The following is a 16,433-nucleotide window of genomic DNA, read 5'->3' on the forward strand; positions in this document are numbered from 1 at the left end:
CCAGGTGACGACTCGGATCGTGTGGCAGCGGGTCCACGGCCCACCCTGGGAAGAACGCGCTTATACTCCCGCGCCGCCGACGAACGGATATGGGCAAGGTGAGCGTCGGGCTCCGCGGATGGCGCTTCGAGGAGTCCGAGATCTTCGACGACGACGGCGAGTTCAGGTCCCTCGACGAGATCCCCGAGGAGTCGAGTGAACGACTGGTCCGCCTGACGAAACTCGTCGAGGAGCCGTGTGACGCCTGCTACCTCGAGTACGGCGAGGAGGAGCTGTACCGCGCCAATCAGGCGACGATCGTCTACGGCGAACCGATGGGGGAGCTCCTGCTGTGTGACGACCACGAGGCGGACTTCCTCTACTGGTTCCGCGAGGACGACGGCAGCGAACACAAAGGCGAGGAGACGTTCGCCGATCGGTTCCACGAGTGGTACGCGGCCGGCAATCGCGCGCCGGAGGGGTACGGTGGACTCGACCACGTCGAGTCCGACCCGGAGGCGCTTCCCGATCCCCCGGGCCAACAGGAGATCCAAGAGCGGATCGAGGCCGACTTCGAGGGCCGCCGGATCGACATCCGGTCGTACGCGTCGGACGACGCCGACGGAACGGACGACGACCCCGCCGAGGACCGTCTCTCGCCGGAGGACCTCGACGACGCCGCCGTGGACCTCTCGACCGAGTATCCGAGTGGGGATCGATGACCGACGACGATCCCACTGTCGATCACGCTTCCGGCTCTGACCACGGCCCCGATCCAGATGTCGACTCCGACACGGACCGTGATTCCGACCTCGACTTCGATTCCGACACCGATTTCGACTCCGACGCCGACTCCGACACAGACCTCGAACCGGACACACGGTCGGGCCCCCGATCGACCGATCCCGTTGTGGTCGTCGTGGAGCCGGAGACGCCGGGGAACGTCGGGACGATCGCCCGGGCGATGAAGAACTTCGGGCTCACGGACCTCAAGCTCGTCGACCCGCCCGAGCTCGAGCCCGACGGCGAGGCCTACGGCTTCGCCGGGCACGCCCGGGAGGACGTCCTCCCGAACGCCGAGACGGTTACCTTCGAGGAGGTCGTCGAGACCTACCACACCGTCGGCTGCACGGCGATCACCGGCGAGGACGCTCGCCGCCACGTCCGGTTCCCCTACTCGACGCCAGTCGAACTGCGGGACTCGCTGCGCACCGTCGAGACCCGGACCGCGCTCGTGTTCGGTCGCGAGGGAACCGGGCTCGACAACGACGAGCTCCGGCGGCTCGACGAGGTGTGTTCGATCCCGGCCGACGAGGACTATCCGGTTCTCAACCTCGGCCAGGCCGCGACCGTCCTGCTGTACGAGCTCCGCGAACTGACCGTCGACGAGTACCAACTCCCCGACGTCGACCTCGAGCGTGCCACGGAGGCCGACATCGAGCGGCTGCACGACTACTTCGAGCGATTCCTCGAGCACGCTGACCACCGCGAGTACCGTCGCGACAGGTGCGAGACGCTGTTTCGTCGTCTCCTCGGTCGCGCCCATCCGACCGACCGGGAGGTTCACACGCTGCTCGGCGTCTTCCGGAAGGCGACCGACAAGCTGGAGTTCGCCGACGACCTCGCCGAGACCTACGGCGAGTCGCTGTACGACGAGGACGCCCCGCGTCGGTGATCCACGCGGGCTGAGAGGCGCGGCGCCGAGAGGATGATCGCCGCCGCCACGAACGCGAGGCAGGCGCCCACGATCGGCGGGACGACGCCCGCCAGCGAGAGGACCCACAGCGGCCCGGCAACCGCGGCCGCGGCCAGGCCGACCGGCGCCCACACCGGGGGCTCCGACCCGTCACAGAGACGCCACCCAGCCGCGCCGCCGAGCGCGGTCCCGACGGCCGCGCTCGCGTCGACGACGCTGCCGGGGTCGCCGGCCCGGATCGCGACCGCGACCCCGAGGAGGGCGGCGACGGCCGCGGCGAGGAACGGTCGCGTCGGGTCGAGCGTCCGTCGACCGCTCGCCGATCCATGGAGGACCGCCGTGAGCCAACCGGCAACTGCAGCGCTCCGGTTCGCTCCGTCGCTCCGCCCGCGCGCGAGCACGGCTCCACCGACGAGAAGTCCCGTTCCGAGGGCCGCGCCGGCGACGATGTCGACCACGTAGTGTACCTCGATCACGACGCGTGAGATCGCCACCGCCCCCGCCACGATCGCTCCCACCGCGATCCGGCGACGGGCGGTCCCGAGCCGGTCCAGCGCGGCGGCAAGCCCGAGATACGTCACCGCGCCGCCGGTCGCGTGGCCGCTCGGGAACCCGAATCCGTCATCGGCGGTCGTCTCCGCGAACCACGGTTCGAAAAGCGTCGGCAGCCAGTCGGGCGCGACGGCCGGCGTCGCGGCGGCCGGCGGTCGTGGGAGCCCGAAGCCGACCTTCAACAGCGTGAGCACGGCGAGCGTGCCGGTGACGATCGCGATCACCGTCGCAGCCGTCCGCCGTGGTTCGGTCGCGACTCGTTCGGGGAGGACCCAGTAGGCGGCGAGCAGGAGGACGAAGACGAACGCGGTGTCGCCGAGCGTGGTCACGACGGCGCCCGCCACGACCACTGCGTCGGGCAGCGCCTCGACGATCGTGGACTCGCCGATCCCGCGACCCATCGCGGTCATCAGTCGTCGCCGCGGTTCCGGACGTACTCGACCGCCTTCCCCGGTGCCTCGAGCGCGTTGAGCCCGACCCCGACGAGGACGAACAGGGTGTACAGCCCGAGCGTCGAGAGGCCGAGGATAAGCATCGCGGCGATCGCGTAGCCGCCATCCAGATATCGGAAGGCGCCCAGCGTCAGGACGGTGCCATATAGCAACACGAGGTACGGGCCCCACCCTCGCGCGTGTCCGCGACGCATCCGCTTGCGAACGTACGTCTTCAGTTCGGTTTCAAGCCGGGGCCTGTCGACGGTGCGTCGTTCGACGTCGTCCTCGAACTCGTCGAGGTCGGCTCGAAGCCGACGAACCTCGGCCTCGAGTTCGGCGACGTCGGGTGCCCCCCGGGGGGTCTCGTCGTCGCTCGTGGCGCGCGCCTCGGTGTCCTCGCGGTCGCCCATATCGGTCGGTCGACCGGGGTCCCCTTGGAGTTGCCGGTCCTCGATCACCGCCACGTCCGCGATCACCGCGTTCACCACCGCGCCGGTTATCACCACGATCGCGGCGAGATAGAGCCACGTCACGAGCAGGAGGATGCCACCGAGAACGCCGTACACCTGGTACTGACCGGCGTTCGCGGCATACACCTGAAACCCCGCCTGCAGGACCGTCCACCCCACCGCGGCGAGGATGGTTCCAGGGATCGCCTCCCGGACCGAAACCGGGCGGTTCGGGAGCACGTAGTACATCGGGAAAAAGACCACCACGAGCACCAGGGGCAATACGAGCAAGCTGGCGATCCCGATCCCGGGAACGTCCGCGATCGCGGGAAGGAGTTCGCTGCCCGCGATCACCGTTCCGAGGACGACCATCGACACGATCCCCGTTCCGATCCCGACGGCGACGACCGCGGCGTCGGATATCTCCCCGACCAACGTCGAGGGTTCCGACACGCCGTAGGCGGTCTGAAACGCGGTGTCGAGCCCACGGAACACCTTCAGCGTCGACCAGCCCAACACGACCGCGCCGAGGAAGGTCGCGCCCGTTCGCCCCTCCGCGGACGCGATCGCGCTCGCGACGGCCTCCTGGCCGGCCGGGGTGAGAAACGACCGACTTTCGGTCACGACGATCGACGCGACCGCGTCCCCGAGGACCGCGCTCGAGATCGCGATCAACAGGAGCAGGGCGGGAACGAGTGAGATGAACGCGTAGTACGCGACGCTGGCCGCCAGAAACGTGACGTCGCGGTCACGGACGGCGGCGACGATCCGCCGTGCGGTCTCGACGTGGGGTGACACCGTAGCGTACACGCCGACGGATTCGGCGGTGGCTTACAAAAACCAGGTGGGTCCGAGCCCTCACTCCCCGAGGACCGCCGCACGGATCTCCGGGATCGTCGCCGGCGTCTTGAACGCTGTGCCGTGGTAGTGGGCTCGTGTCGCTTCGTGGCCGGCCGTCCGAAGGTAGTCGATAAACTCGTCCATCCCGATCGCGGGCTCGCCCCACTGCTTGTAGAGCCGATGTTGGTCGTAGTGGGTCGGCGTATCGAGCTCCGTTGCGACGCGGTCGAGGAGCCGCCGTGCCCGCGCTGCTTCGCCCATCCCGTCGTCGATCGCCTCCCTGACCGCCCGCACGAAGTCGGGTTCGGCGACCGCCCCCAGCCAGATCGGCCCGGCGACGAGCAGCCGATTCGAGTCACACCGTGGACATCGATCCGGGCGATCGGCCGACGGGATCAGCCCGTATTCGTGGTCCCTGAAGAGACAGTCCTCGCAGTGGTAGACGAACCCGAGCTCGTCGATCAACTCGTCGGCCGCCTGCGCGCCGCCGTCGAGTTCAAGATAGGTCCGCACGTAGTGCCGGGAGACGTGCGAGCAGATCGGGGTCGCCGCGACGTCGTACCGCGCCGCCGTCCGCACGAGCGCGGACAGCAGCGTCCGGAGCCCCATCTCCGGATGGTACTCGGTGTTCTGCGGGACCGCCCCGTACTTGCGGATCCCCGACCGCTGGTGGGCGCCACACAGCGGCGCCGTGTCGGTCGCGGTGACGCACACCAGGTTGCGGGCGTTGGCGAACGCGGCGTCCGCGAAGGGGATCGGCGTCCCGTACGGGTCCAGGTCGACGACGTCGAAGAGCCCCTCGTGCATCGCGGCGTTACACCCCTGCTGGCGAACCGCTCCGTCGAGGTCGTTGCGCTCGAGGTTCTCGTGGGCCAGTTCGACGGCGTCGGCGTCGGTGTCGGTACAGGTGACGTCGTACCCCTCCGCGGCGGCGCGCACGCCGCGGATCCCCGAGGCCGCCATCGCGTCCAGGTACGACGCTGCCCGGGGCTCCCGGTCGCGGTAGGCGCGCAGGACCGCGACGGTCACGTCCCGGTTCAGCTCCTGGGTTGGGTTGAAGAAGACGTCGTCGCCGGTGCCTTCGCTCGCGCCGTCGCGTGACTCCGGGACCTCGATCACGATCCCGCCCTCCTCGCGTTCCATACCGCCCGTTCGGCGACGGCCGATAAAAACCGGGCGTTCCGGGCGTGACCGCGTTGTCGCCGCCGCGAGTTCCTCTGGACACCGACGCCGTTTTGCCGGTGCCTCCTGAACGCGGGGGTATGGACTCGGCCGACGATTGGCACGCGGCGCTCGCGGGGACCGGCGAGCTCACCGGTCCCGTGACCGCCGCGATCGTCGACGCCCACGGCGATCGCGGTACGCGTGCGATCGAGGCCGTCGCCGAGGGACGGGTCAAACGCTACCGGGATTTCACCGTCGTCGTCGGCCATGAGGACGAGTACGTGATCGAGGACGGCGGCTGCACCTGTGCGGACGCGACGTACAACCTCGACGAGGACGACCCCGACCAGCGCTGTTGGCACGCCCTCGCCGTCGAGATCGCCGACCGGATCGACGCGGTCGAGCACCACGATATGTGGTACTCGGAGGTTCGGGAGTTCCTGTAGGCGCCATCGACGGATGCTCCCATCGCTTCGGTCTTGGTCGTCAGGCATCACGGTCCTCAGGCACTGCATCGCTGAATGTGGCCGTTGAGAACGACGAACTGACCACGTTCATCGACGCGGCGTTCGATGAATCCGTGGAAGCGTACTACTAAGGAGGGTGACGGACGTACAACTCGTAGACGTGTCCAGTCTGTTGCCAGTCATCGCGGTGATTCTCGTGTCGGGGCTCGTCGTTCAGCTGGTCGCTCATCACCTGCAGGTGCCGAGCGTCATCTTCTATCTGCTCATCGGCGTCGTGCTTGGACCGGAGGTGTTGGGGCTCGTGACTCTCGAGACGTTCGGGGACGGGCTCGAGATCATCGTGGGGCTCAGCGTTGCGATCATCGTCTTCGAGGGCGCGTTCGCCCTGCAGATCGATCGGATCCGGGGCGCATCCACGGTGTCGCTCCGGCTGGTGACGGTCAGCGCGCTCGTTATGTTCCTCGGGACGGCGGCCGCGGTCCGGTTCTTCGAGGGGGCAAACTGGGAGATCGCGCTGCTCATCGGTGCACTGCTCGTGGCGACGGGGCCAACCGTGATCACGCCGATCCTCAACGTCGTCCGCGTCAGGGACCACGTGGCGACCGCACTGGAGACCGAGGGGATCGTGAACGACGTGACGGCCGCGATCGTCGCCGTGGTGGTCTTCGAAACGTTGCTGCTCGACGACCTCGGGGTTCCGGCGACCGTCGTCTCGTTCGTCGAGCGACTCGGCGTCGGCGTGCTCGCGGGGATGCTCGCGGTGATGGTGATATACTTCCTGCTGAACAGCGATCTGGTCCCCAAACGCGACGTGCAGGCGTCGCAGTTCCTCGTGTTGGCGGCGGCAGTTGGTGCGTTCGCGGCCGCCGAGGCCGTCGCCGCCGAAGCGGGCATCGCGGCGGCCGCGACGAGCGGGATCCTGCTTGGTAACCTCGACATCAACAACAGAGAGGAGATCGAGCGGTTCACGGAGAACACGACGCTCGTCGTTCTCTCGTTCGTGTTCATCTCGCTGGCCGCGCTGATCGACGTCGAGGCGATACTGCAGCTCGGCCTCGGTGCGGTCGGACTCGTCCTCGTGATCATGCTCGTGCTCCGACCGCTCGGGGCGCTGATCGCCACGGCCGGCGTCGAGCGGTTCACGTGGCCCGAGCGGCTGTTCATCGCCGGCGTGGGACCGCGCGGGATCATCCCGGCGAGCGTGGCCACGCTGTTCGCGATCGAACTGGAACTCGCGGGAAACGTGGCGGCGGGCGATCTCCTGGTCGGCACGGTGTTCGCCGTCATCTTTACCACGGTCGCGATCGAGGCCGGGCTGGCGCGACAGATCGGCGACGTCCTCGGAGTGTCACCAATGCGCACGATAATCATCGGCGGCGGTCGGGTCGGCCGGGCGCTTGCCACACGACTGGAGCAGCGGGGCGAGTACGTCATCATCATCGAGACCGACGATGACGAGATCGAGCAGGCCCGATCGGAGGGGTTCACCGTCTACGAGGGCGACGGCAGCGACACGGAGACGCTGCGGGGCGCGGGAATCGAGGACGCCAAGCGCGTGATCACGGTGACTCGCGACGACGACGTCAACCTGCTCGCGTGCCAGCTCGCGATCACGAAGTTCGGCGTGGAATCGGTGTACTCGCGGGTGAACGAGCCGGACAACGTCGACGCCTTCGAGAGCATCGGTGTGACGGGGATCGACTCGCCGACGGCGACGGCGGTGGCCATCGACGACGAGATCGAGCGGCCGGCGATCTCCCACTGGATGAACGAGCTGGGCGATAGCCACGACGTTCAGGAGGTGGCGGTGACCGCGGAGAATCTCGCCGGGAAGACGATCCGCGACCTCAACGCGCAGATCCCCGACGGCACCTTCGTCGCGGTCGTCAGCCGTGACGGCGAGAATCACGTCCCGTCGGCCGACACCGTTCTGGAGTACGGCGACCACGTCACCTTCATCGGCGACACCGACGCGGTCAGACGCGCGATGGAGCGGTTCCACCCGCACGATTGATGGTTCGATCGCTGACGACCGATGTCGGCGATAGTCACCGTCCGGGGACGCCTCTACACCTCACGACGGAACGGATGACTCGGATCGGGCTCGCTGTCGGTGTGTTGTGAGGGACTGTGTCTGTCCCTCGCAACCACTCTACACATCGAGGCGCATTCCCACGTCCACCCGTCGTCACTCATCGCTCGTGCCGAACCGCTCGCGGGCTTCCTCGGCGCTCGTCGTTCGTCCCTCGCGGATGTCTTCCTCGGCTTCGAGCAGGGCGACGAGTTCGTCGCGGTCGAACGTCGGGAACTCAACGGCGTCCCGAAGTGTGTACCGGATGAACTCGCTCCGGCTGTTGAATCCGCGTCCCTGCCACGTGTCGTCTATCTGTTCGAGGAACGACTCGGTGAGTTTGAAGTTGACCGTGGCGATGTCGTCCCCGCCGTCATCATTCGTAGCTGCTTCGGACATATAGACGTAATACGCTGGTCTTACCAATAGTCGTTTCGGCGGAGGCTCACTCACCGCGTAACCGACGTGGATAGCCGCATCGAGGAGCAGTTCTATCACATACCTGACTACGGTTCATCGTCCGTCCTGTGAGTATGGATTAGCGAAATCGGTGGTGTCCCTGAGGGGATGCGCCCCCGGCCGATTTCGGGGCTATCCCGCCGCTGTCTGTTATTTAGTTTGTGTGTCCTGACACTTCATCGAATCGCCATACGGCGAGGGGTTCCCTGTTTAGCCTCGAGCCGCGCAGAACCCACCCGCGTCTGGTACGTGCAACTGTTGATGCTCAGGATTCATTGACAGCACCTGGTACTCTCGAGGTTCGATGGTACGAAACCGCAGATTTCGTTATCACGTATCAAACGGAGCAGGTGAACGGTTCCTCTCCACTCCTCCGATGGACATATCCCCCTGATGCAGAAGAAATCGAAGTATCACGTAGCGAGTCAGACGACGTGCAAACGTTGACGCCACTACACCATCATCCAGGCAAGAACCGGTTTCATCCTCTCCGAGTTCTACAGGCGGGGCAGGCCGAGTGCCTCGGGGCTTGACCCCGAGGGTGAAGGCCGTAAGCCCCGCTAAACGTGTTCCGTGCGCTCGATATACTGCTCAATCGTGTCGGTCGAAACATCACCTGCTGTCCCCACGTAGTACGATTCCTCCCAAAACCCACCGTCCCACAGGTACTCCTCCAAGAATGGTTTATGCTGTTCCCACATCTCCCGCGCTGTGATGCTCTTGACCGTTCGCACAATCTTGCTCGGTGCGTACTTCGGGTGAGCAGATACGAACAGGTGTACGTGGTCGGGAGAGATGTGGAGTGACAGTATCTCGTAGCCGTACTCGTCGCACACGGCACGGAAACTCGCTTCCAGCGAATCCTCGATTGGTTCGAGAATGGCGTGGCGGTACTTCGGACACCACACGAAGTGGTAGTTGACGTTGTACACCGTGTGGTTCGACCGCTTCTCGCCCATACCTACCAACACAACGACCAATCAAAGTATTCTTTAAATTGACTCACAGACCACCACTAGTAAACTTTTAAGCGTGGAAGAACAAGGGGTAGACGTGACGAAACAACTCAAGGTATCCGACACCGTGTACGACGACCTTGACGAACTCAAGGACGAGGAGGGCCACACGAGTTTCGACAGCGTACTCCGCACGCTCCTCCTCCACTACCGTCACGTCCAACCCAACGAGCAAGAATGACCGACGCACAGGCTCTCGTCAAGACGCTGGACTTCCAACTCGACACCCAGAGTGACAACGAGAGCCTGCTGTACGACGCCACCCTCGAAGCGCGGTCGGTGTACAACGAAACCATCCGTCTCGCCAAGCAAGGCGTTGACTGGGACGCCATCCCCGACCGAGTAGCCGACGACGCCAACCTCGTGAAAAACACGACACAGCGCGTCGTCGCCAAAGCACTCGGCGCGATGGAGAACTACTACGAGTACGACGACTTCGGCAAACCCAGTCACACCAAGGACGGCGCGTACCCCCTCCGAGCGAACTACGAGGAGGGGTACAACCTGTCGCTCACCGACGACGGCGACGTGGCGTTCCGCATCAGCGCGAAGCCGTACAAGCACGTCACGGGCGTCCTCAAAGGGAGTGACGCCAACCTCGACATTCTCCAGACCGCACTCGAAAGCGATGAGTGGAAGATTGGGACGGCGGAAGCCCTGTTCCACAACGACAACGCTGAGTTGCACGTCAACGTCACCAACACCGAACAGACCGTTCGAGACAAGCAGGACTCGCGGACGGTCGTCGGTGTGGACGTGAACGAAGACAACGTGGCTCTCACCGTTCTCTCCGAGGATGGCATTGAGGACTCGTTGGTTATTGACTTCCCCGAAATCAAGTTCGAGCGCCACCGCTACTTCACGATACGGAAGCGCGTCCAGAACGCGGGGAAAGACAGCATCCACGACACGCTGGAAGGGCGTGAGGAACGGTTCGTCCGTGACCGGCTCCACAAGGTGAGTCGTCACATCGTGGCGTGGAGCCAGCAGTTCGAGAAACCGTGCATCGTCTTTGAAGACCTCAAAGAGATGCGCGACAGTATCGACTACGGCACGCGGATGAACCGACGCTTGCACCACCTCCCGTTCCGCGCCCTTCAGTTCTATACGTCGTACAAGGCGTCGTTCGAGGGTATCCCGACTGCGTGGATTAACCCCGAGTACACGAGCCAACGGTGTCCGATGTGCGGACACACGGAACGTGCGAACCGTAACAAGAAACGGTTCAAGTGTCGGGACTGTGGGCATCAAGACCACAGCGACCGTGGTGCAAGCGTCAACATCGCCGTGAAAGACGTGAAGAAACTCGATTGGAATGTGCCTGCTCTCAACAGCCTTCCCGTTGTCCGGAAGGTGTCGACCGAGAGACGGAGTCTCTCGTGATCCCGAAAATCTTCGGTTTTCGGACGACGACGGCGGGCATCGGGGGCCGTGGACGCCCCGACCGTGACCCACCCGACCGTTCGAGGCTATCAGGCCGATGGTCGAGTGGGAGTGTCCGACTAAACCACGGGAAGCCTCGGGGCTTGACCCCGAGGCGGTTCACCTCTCGTGCTTGCTACCCTCCAGAAATAGTACGAAATATGTGCTCTATTGAGATCCGGCTCTGATGAAATTCTATTCTTCAGACACATCCCGACTGAAACAGCCGGTCGCTGAAGAGTGCGTATTGACCGGTAGTTTCAACTATCTTCGTAAGGAATCCTTACGTATGAGTGTAGACGACCCTGAAGTGACGACAGTTACCTCGAAGGGACAGATCACGATCCCGAGTCGGCTTCGAGACCAGTTCGGACTCGAACAAGGAACGAAGCTGATGGTCGTTCCGACGGACTACGGACTCGTATTGAAGAAGATCGAGCTCCCGTCGGTCACAGAGTTCCAAGAGCGCGTTTCTGAACGGGCCGAGGATGTCGAACTATCGCTTGAAGAGGTGGATCAGCTGGTTCACGCCGCGCGTGAGACCGACGAATGAAGGCTGTACTCGATACGAACGTCCTTATTTCCGCAGTTATTGCTACCGGGACACCACACGACGTAGTTGTGAAAGGATATACGAACGAGTATCAGATCGTCGCATCTGTCCCGACACTCATAGAGTTCCGGAAAACATTACACAAGTATCCTGAACGCTTCGGATTGGACGATGAAGAGATACAGACCGAAGTTGAGACGCTTCGGTACTTCGCGGAATTCGTTGTTCCCGATGAAGAAATCACGGCCGTCGAGGCTGATCCGGATGACGACAAGTTTCTAGAGGCAGCTGTGGCAGGCAATACGGATTACGTTGTTTCCGGTGATCAGCACCTACTCGATCTTGAGTCGTTCCGTGGAATCGACATCGTCACACCAAGGGAATTTTCCGAGATGCTGAACGATCCATGAGTCCTCTGTACTGAACGATCAATAGTAGCGGTGAATCAGGTCTACGAACTGTTCTACGACATCTATGTTATGTCCTCACCCTCGTCAAGCAATTGTCGAGGGAGTTCTGCTTCCTGATCGACTAATTCGGCATCGGACGTTGGTGTCGAGGAGGATCCTTATAACCGTTCGCGGATGTCACGAACGGCCTCAACGGAGTCGATCTCGACATCAAGCCCTAACTCTGACAACGCCTGTCCAAGCGGGACCGTCTCGTCATCGTCAGGATCCGAGGAAACGAACTCCTCGAAGTCGTCCGAGGTGAGACTCATACCAGACCCTACCTACCGATTCGCAAAAGGTTACTGGTGGGACGTATCGCTCGAGCAATGGGGGTACCGTTTTGTGAGACAACTCGGAAACGACACCAGCTCAAGGCCTCATTTTCCGACCAATTTCTCCAGCTATTCGGCCAATTATAATCAGACAGAAGATACTTTGTGTCGAAAACTATAGGAACCACTATGCGACTCGAGGCGACCAACCGAACGGACACGTACAAGGTCTGGATGACCGACAATGACCTCGACCAACTTCGGCGGGCCGCCGTCAGTTATCGTGACGACGTAATCCTTCAGCTCGGGGGACTCGTCGGGCTTCGCGCCTTCGAGATTCCCCAGGTCAAGCCGACGCACATCCAACAGACTGACGCCGACCATTATCGCCTTCGCGTCCCCGAGGGAAAGGATACGAGCAGTTCCGGAGGGAAACCCCGGAACGCCTACCTCCCACAGAGCGTGGAGCGGTCTCTCCGACAGTACCAGAACGCTGAGAACATCGCACCCGACCAATCCTTTGTCGACCTCTCCGTTCGAGGAGTCCGGGCAGCGGTCAAACGGACGGCCGAGGCAGCTGCCGAGGAGACGGGGGATCCCGACTTTCAACACGTGAGTTCCCACGACCTTCGCCGGCGATTCGCCCAGCGGTTGCTCGTGGACGAGGGAATGAATCCTCGAGTCGTGATGCAGGTTGGCGGGTGGGACTCCTTCCAAGCCATCGAACCGTACCTCAATGCCCCGACCCCGTCGGTCGTCGACGACGCCTTCGAGGGAGCGGGACTACACGGCTAATTCCCGGGAAAATTGGTCGGGTCCCCGGACGGTCTTCCGAGGTGCTGTGTCTCGGAGCGCCCCGAGAACCGCGACCAATTTCGAAGGTGGGAAGATGAACTGCACTGGTCGAATTCCGCCGTTTGGATCGGGCTCAAACATCGATATCGGTTGTCTTACTTGCCAGAGTTATCAGTCGTTCCGGGAGACTGGACGATATCCCCGAGGGATTGGACCAATTGGACGCCGTTTCCGTAGTCCGTGGTGGCCCGATATCCCGCCTCGTCCCGTTCGACGACGCCCACGCTCGGGTGGGCGAGGAGTTGAAGCGCCGACCGGACTCCCTCTGTGGTCGGGGTGTCGTCCGAGTCTGCCATCCCGACCACGATCCACCGAACCTCCTCGGCCGTCTCGACGACCCCATCAGCGCGCTCAAGCGCTCTGATAACCGCGAGAAGCGTCTCGCCTGCCTCGATGCGGTCGTGGATGGATTCATCGAGACGGTCGAGTCTGTCGTCCTGGAAGGCTCCCGAGCGCGTCAGGAGCGCCATCGTCTTCCCGGGTGGGACCGCGTATTGGTCGCGACGGTCGAGGAGTTCGATGAGGTCGTCGATGGCGATCGTGGTCAGTTCGGTCGTCTCGGCGTTATCGATGACCTTGGGGGCGAATCCGGGAGCGACGACGAGGGCGTGATCGGCCCCACGTTGGCGTCGGTGCTTGTCGACATTGGTGACTTCGAGGGCGCCAACTTTGCCATTACTTCGGGCCTTTACCTCGACGACGACGTGCTCCGGAGAGCGGATTTCGATGTCGGTGTCGCCACCACCTTCGATCCAGTCCGCAGCACACCCGAGTCGGGAGAAGGCCTTCGCGACGAGTTTCTCGAACGTCCGATGGGCGTCGCCGTCGGTGCTGGCCGCACGAAGTTGGTCGGCGAGGTTCGGCGAAATGCTGCTGAAAGCCACCGTCTACAACCTTCGCCGGAGCGTCCGATATCCGTGAAATCAACCGCCGTATACCGAAACTACAGAGCCTTATTCTTTCACTCTCGAAATGACCTCTCCATTATGGTCACTCTTCACTTTAACCAGATACCGTTCGTCAGGTTCGCCTTCATCAAGGAGTAGTATGCCATCTTCCGTTTCAACGACTGGATTACCAGCGTTGCTGATTCTATCCACAGCAAATATTTTGAGATCGGATGGGTCAGGATGCTGGACGACATTTATTGGTATCAGTTCCATCCCGTTCCATTCTGAGACATAACCAGATCCTACTTCCGTTTCTTCAGACTCTCGTGTAAACTCGACTTCAGTGGTCGGGAGAATCCAGTCCAACATACTGCTTATGCGGAATCTTGCCCCGACGGACGCGTCGTGGTTATGATATTCCTGCAAATATCCGTCCTTAACGGTGGCTATCTCTTTCCCGCCGGTTGAGTACTTGATCCTGATTGAGTAGTCGTACGGATCATCTTCGGTAATTCGTTTATCTCGAACGATGATGGTTTCACCTTTTCTATCGCGGGACAGTTCGTATTGTATCACACCGTGGGGTCGAACTTCGATCGACTCCTCCACCAGATGAGGGTGGTTCGCAAAACTCTGGATCGATGCCTTCGTATAGTTCTGATCGTGGATTCTCGACACAGACGTCTCGAAATCACTCCTTGAGGAAGCGTGGCGTTCGATCAGAGAAAGGGCTTCCTTGAAATTCGTGGGGATTGGATTGGGAGACTTACCAGGGATTTCGATGTCGTCACTAAGTCCAATCCGCTCAATGAATTCCTGTACATCCTCCTTATCAGGACCCTCGTAATTCTTGAGGTACTCTACGAGACGACGACGGTCCTCAGCCCCGAACTCTTTGTCTAGATCTAGGTCATCAAGTACCTCGATGAGCTGGCTGATGTTCTGATTTTCTCGCTCCAGGTCGACCGATGAAGACGAATATAGAATATCTATATCGTACATCGCCCACACCAATTTTGATGGTAGCCCCTCATTTGGAGAATATCCTAAAAAGTGGAAAATAACGTAACCTAGGTCGGATACTTGGAGAGTTACAGGTTGTCCTGTATGAGCGAGGACATAGTACCCATCCTGTTCCGAACTCTCCACATACCGTTTCAGACGGGGCATACATATGGACGTATTTATCAACCGAAAGAAGTTTCTGAAGGAGCCAATGTTGGCGGGAGTGTCCGACAGTTGGCGGGCACCGGTGAGAAACAACTGATCGAGTCAAGGACAATTCCTATCCGTCGTCTAAACAGCTTTTTTGCCCGGAGAAAACGGTCGAATTCGGCGTGAGGTCGTGCCTCTCCAACGTACGGAACTGGCCAGGTTGGTCGGGGTATCCGGAGGAAGGCCATCAGTCAGTTCGACTGAGACACCGCCGTAATGAGGGCCGGTACAAGCTGAGCAGCTCGGCAGTCCCGACCTATTTTGCCTCGTTTGGTAGTGGTTATACGACATCTCCGAGGGATTGGACCAACTGTACCCAACCACGGATGAAAGGCAAATAAGTGGCTACGAACGACCGCAAACAGCCACGGGTGTGCCCCCAATGTTTATTCGCCTGTCAGCACGAATGTAGCGTAATGGCAACCTCAACACGGGACGGGACCCCTCACGAGGACGAGATCCGCCTCTGGCGGGAGGATGACTGGTGGATCGCCAAGGATGTCGAGGCGGGTGTGACGACTCAGGGGGAGTCACGTGACGCTGCGCTCGAGAACCTCGATGAAGCGGTCGCACTCCATCGGGGAGAGATTGGTCACGAACCCACGGATGCGGAACTCGAGGAGTTGGGAATCGATCCGGCGGACAACACGACGGGTGATGAAGAACCCCCGGACGTGCTGGAATAAATGGGGAGACGGACCTTTTCGGGACACGAGGTCGTCAAGGTGCTTGTCAACGCCGGCGACTTCGAGTGGCAACGAACCATCGGAGACCACGCCCAACTACACTATGAACACCCAACGAACGAGGACGATCGTCGGTGGGTGACCGTCCCGCTACACGACGAACTCCGAATCGGGACGCTCCGTGATATCGCCGATGAAGCGGGCGCGCAGGACTTCGACGCCTTTTGCGACTGGATCGATCGGAACGCCTAGCCCACCCGACGTCTCGACGACGGAGACGGGGATCGTCATCCTCAGACGCGGCCCGGTTTGTGGTCGAAGAAAACACTATAGGGCTACCCTGACTGGTGGGTTGCATACGTGACATTCCGCAACCGAGTCGGGCGTCCTCCCGGAACTACCGGACGAAGCACCGGTTCCGGTCCCGAACCCGGCGACTTCGGCCTCGACGGTGGGAACGCGGCCGAGGTCGACGTCGACGACGTGACCGTCCTCGCCCCCCGTGACACCAACAGTAGCAAGTCGGACGACTCCGCCATCAGATCCTCCGCCTAACGTATGCAGCAATCACTCACCTACCGCACGAATCGTGACCTGTTCTCTAACTACTATAGTAGACGTTAGAAATAGTTGCTCACTTTTGGGATAGAGATTTGGTCAAGAGCACTGTCGATCGCTGTTGTCAGCTCGTCGAGTGAGTCGAAGAAACGGTTGCTGAGTGCTGCTTGAAGTTGTCTCCAGCATTCCTCAACTGGGTTCAGCTCCGGTGAATACGATGGGAGCGTCACAAACGCGAGGTCGTCACGGGACGCTAGGTCCGTGACGGCCGACGCCTGAAAATACGGTGCGCCATCGAGGACAACAATTAGATCGTCTTCAAATTCTTCACATAGTGCTAAAATGAAATGTTTTGCGTGGTCGGCGGTGATGTACTCTGTAAACCGAGAGAAAAAGCGATCAC

18 protein-coding genes and 3 pseudogenes are annotated in these 16,433 nt (G+C 61.7%); 12 read left to right on the forward strand and 9 right to left on the reverse strand.

All coding sequences use genetic code 11. The features are described 5' to 3' along the window. Positions 1-89: 89 nt before the first annotated feature. Together BLW38_RS13480 and BLW38_RS13485 are read left to right on the forward strand one after the other, a co-directional pair. Positions 90-701, forward strand: a complete 612-nt coding sequence (locus BLW38_RS13480) for a hypothetical protein (protein ID WP_092817733.1) — start codon at positions 90-92, stop codon at positions 699-701. Further along, entirely contained in the window at positions 698-1,654 is a 957-nt protein-coding gene (locus BLW38_RS13485) for an RNA methyltransferase (protein WP_092817734.1), read from the forward strand. The genes BLW38_RS13480 and BLW38_RS13485 overlap by 4 nt, the downstream gene beginning before the upstream one ends. On the opposite strand, the gene BLW38_RS13490 is transcribed toward BLW38_RS13485, so the two are convergent. From BLW38_RS13490 to BLW38_RS13500, 3 genes are read right to left on the reverse strand one after another with little or no spacing between them, the layout of a single operon-like run. Continuing rightward, a complete protein-coding gene (locus BLW38_RS13490; RefSeq protein ID WP_092817735.1) occupies positions 1,612-2,637 on the reverse strand; it encodes a phosphatase PAP2 family protein in 1,026 nt (341 codons plus the stop codon). The two genes, BLW38_RS13485 and BLW38_RS13490, sit on opposite strands and share 43 nt — an antisense overlap. Continuing rightward, positions 2,637-3,908: a YihY/virulence factor BrkB family protein gene (locus BLW38_RS13495; RefSeq protein WP_245710233.1), complete on the reverse strand. Its 1,272-nt coding sequence runs from the start codon at positions 3,906-3,908 to the stop codon at positions 2,637-2,639. The genes BLW38_RS13490 and BLW38_RS13495 overlap by 1 nt, the downstream gene beginning before the upstream one ends. A 60-nt stretch (positions 3,909-3,968) precedes the next feature. Continuing rightward, a complete protein-coding gene (locus BLW38_RS13500) occupies positions 3,969-5,093 on the reverse strand; it encodes a tRNA (guanine(26)-N(2))-dimethyltransferase (RefSeq protein ID WP_092817737.1) in 1,125 nt (374 codons plus the stop codon). Between the two features lie 119 nt (positions 5,094-5,212). Between BLW38_RS13500 and BLW38_RS13505 the strand changes: the two genes are divergently transcribed. Both BLW38_RS13505 and BLW38_RS13510 read left to right on the forward strand, forming a co-directional pair. After that, positions 5,213-5,560 (forward strand): hypothetical protein, encoded by a 348-nt coding sequence (locus tag BLW38_RS13505; RefSeq protein ID WP_092817738.1) that lies wholly within the window; start codon positions 5,213-5,215, stop codon positions 5,558-5,560. Positions 5,561-5,753: 193 nt separating this feature from the next. After that, the gene (locus tag BLW38_RS13510; RefSeq protein ID WP_092817750.1) at positions 5,754-7,595 is read left to right on the forward strand and encodes a cation:proton antiporter domain-containing protein; all 1,842 of its coding nucleotides are present in this window, start codon (positions 5,754-5,756) and stop codon (positions 7,593-7,595) included. Between the two features lie 174 nt (positions 7,596-7,769). Here BLW38_RS13510 and BLW38_RS13515 read toward each other — a convergent pair whose 3' ends face one another. Together BLW38_RS13515 and tnpA are read right to left on the reverse strand one after the other, a co-directional pair. Next, on the reverse strand, positions 7,770-8,051 hold the full coding sequence (locus BLW38_RS13515) for a ribbon-helix-helix domain-containing protein (RefSeq protein WP_008307424.1): 282 nt from the start codon (positions 8,049-8,051) through the stop codon (positions 7,770-7,772). Between the two features lie 620 nt (positions 8,052-8,671). Further along, the gene (tnpA, locus tag BLW38_RS13520; protein WP_092817739.1) at positions 8,672-9,070 is read right to left on the reverse strand and encodes an IS200/IS605 family transposase; all 399 of its coding nucleotides are present in this window, start codon (positions 9,068-9,070) and stop codon (positions 8,672-8,674) included. Positions 9,071-9,164: 94 nt separating this feature from the next. Between tnpA and BLW38_RS16345 the strand changes: the two genes are divergently transcribed. From BLW38_RS16345 to BLW38_RS13535, 4 genes and pseudogenes are all read left to right on the forward strand, one after another. Then, positions 9,165-9,308 carry a hypothetical protein gene (locus BLW38_RS16345; protein WP_023843275.1) on the forward strand — a complete coding sequence of 48 codons (144 nt, stop codon included), beginning with the start codon at positions 9,165-9,167 and terminating at the stop codon, positions 9,306-9,308. Beyond that, positions 9,305-10,633 (forward strand): annotated as a pseudogene (locus BLW38_RS13525) (RNA-guided endonuclease TnpB family protein). Before BLW38_RS16345 ends, BLW38_RS13525 begins: the two are co-directional and overlap by 4 nt. 205 nt (positions 10,634-10,838) lie before the next feature. Then, positions 10,839-11,102, forward strand: a complete 264-nt coding sequence (locus BLW38_RS13530; protein ID WP_092817741.1) for an AbrB/MazE/SpoVT family DNA-binding domain-containing protein — start codon at positions 10,839-10,841, stop codon at positions 11,100-11,102. Then, positions 11,099-11,512 (forward strand): putative toxin-antitoxin system toxin component, PIN family, encoded by a 414-nt coding sequence (locus BLW38_RS13535; protein ID WP_092817742.1) that lies wholly within the window; start codon positions 11,099-11,101, stop codon positions 11,510-11,512. Before BLW38_RS13530 ends, BLW38_RS13535 begins: the two co-directional genes overlap by 4 nt. A 158-nt stretch (positions 11,513-11,670) precedes the next feature. Here the strand turns inward: BLW38_RS13535 and BLW38_RS16350 are convergent, their stop codons facing one another. Then, a complete protein-coding gene (locus tag BLW38_RS16350; RefSeq protein WP_177167513.1) occupies positions 11,671-11,823 on the reverse strand; it encodes a hypothetical protein in 153 nt (50 codons plus the stop codon). A 192-nt stretch (positions 11,824-12,015) separates the two neighbouring features. Here BLW38_RS16350 and BLW38_RS13540 point away from each other — a divergent pair, with 192 nt between their 5' ends. Beyond that, the gene (locus tag BLW38_RS13540) at positions 12,016-12,621 is read left to right on the forward strand and encodes a site-specific integrase (RefSeq protein WP_092817743.1); all 606 of its coding nucleotides are present in this window, start codon (positions 12,016-12,018) and stop codon (positions 12,619-12,621) included. 155 nt (positions 12,622-12,776) lie between these two features. Here the strand turns inward: BLW38_RS13540 and BLW38_RS13545 are convergent. Beyond that, positions 12,777-13,436, reverse strand: a pseudogene (locus tag BLW38_RS13545) (restriction endonuclease); the annotation flags it as partial. A 37-nt stretch (positions 13,437-13,473) separates the two neighbouring features. Between BLW38_RS13545 and BLW38_RS16560 the strand changes: the two are divergent. After that, a pseudogene (locus BLW38_RS16560) lies at positions 13,474-13,602 on the forward strand (IS5/IS1182 family transposase); the annotation flags it as partial. 32 nt (positions 13,603-13,634) lie between these two features. Here the strand turns inward: BLW38_RS16560 and BLW38_RS13550 are convergent. Continuing rightward, on the reverse strand, positions 13,635-14,741 hold the full coding sequence (locus BLW38_RS13550; RefSeq protein ID WP_143040897.1) for a hypothetical protein: 1,107 nt from the start codon (positions 14,739-14,741) through the stop codon (positions 13,635-13,637). 461 nt (positions 14,742-15,202) lie between these two features. Between BLW38_RS13550 and BLW38_RS13555 the strand changes: the two genes are divergently transcribed. Together BLW38_RS13555 and BLW38_RS13560 are read left to right on the forward strand one after the other, a co-directional pair. After that, positions 15,203-15,472 carry a type II toxin-antitoxin system HicB family antitoxin gene (locus BLW38_RS13555; RefSeq protein ID WP_092817745.1) on the forward strand — a complete coding sequence of 90 codons (270 nt, stop codon included), beginning with the start codon at positions 15,203-15,205 and terminating at the stop codon, positions 15,470-15,472. Further along, positions 15,473-15,724: a type II toxin-antitoxin system HicA family toxin gene (locus BLW38_RS13560; protein WP_092817746.1), complete on the forward strand. Its 252-nt coding sequence runs from the start codon at positions 15,473-15,475 to the stop codon at positions 15,722-15,724. 368 nt (positions 15,725-16,092) lie between these two features. Here BLW38_RS13560 and BLW38_RS13570 read toward each other — a convergent pair. Then, positions 16,093-16,433 (reverse strand): transposase (locus tag BLW38_RS13570; protein WP_143040898.1); only part of this gene is annotated, 341 nt, incomplete at its 5' end.

Origin of the sequence: Halopenitus malekzadehii (assembly GCF_900108505.1) — an archaeon.
GTDB classification, from domain to species: Archaea; Halobacteriota; Halobacteria; order Halobacteriales; family Haloferacaceae; genus Halopenitus; species Halopenitus malekzadehii.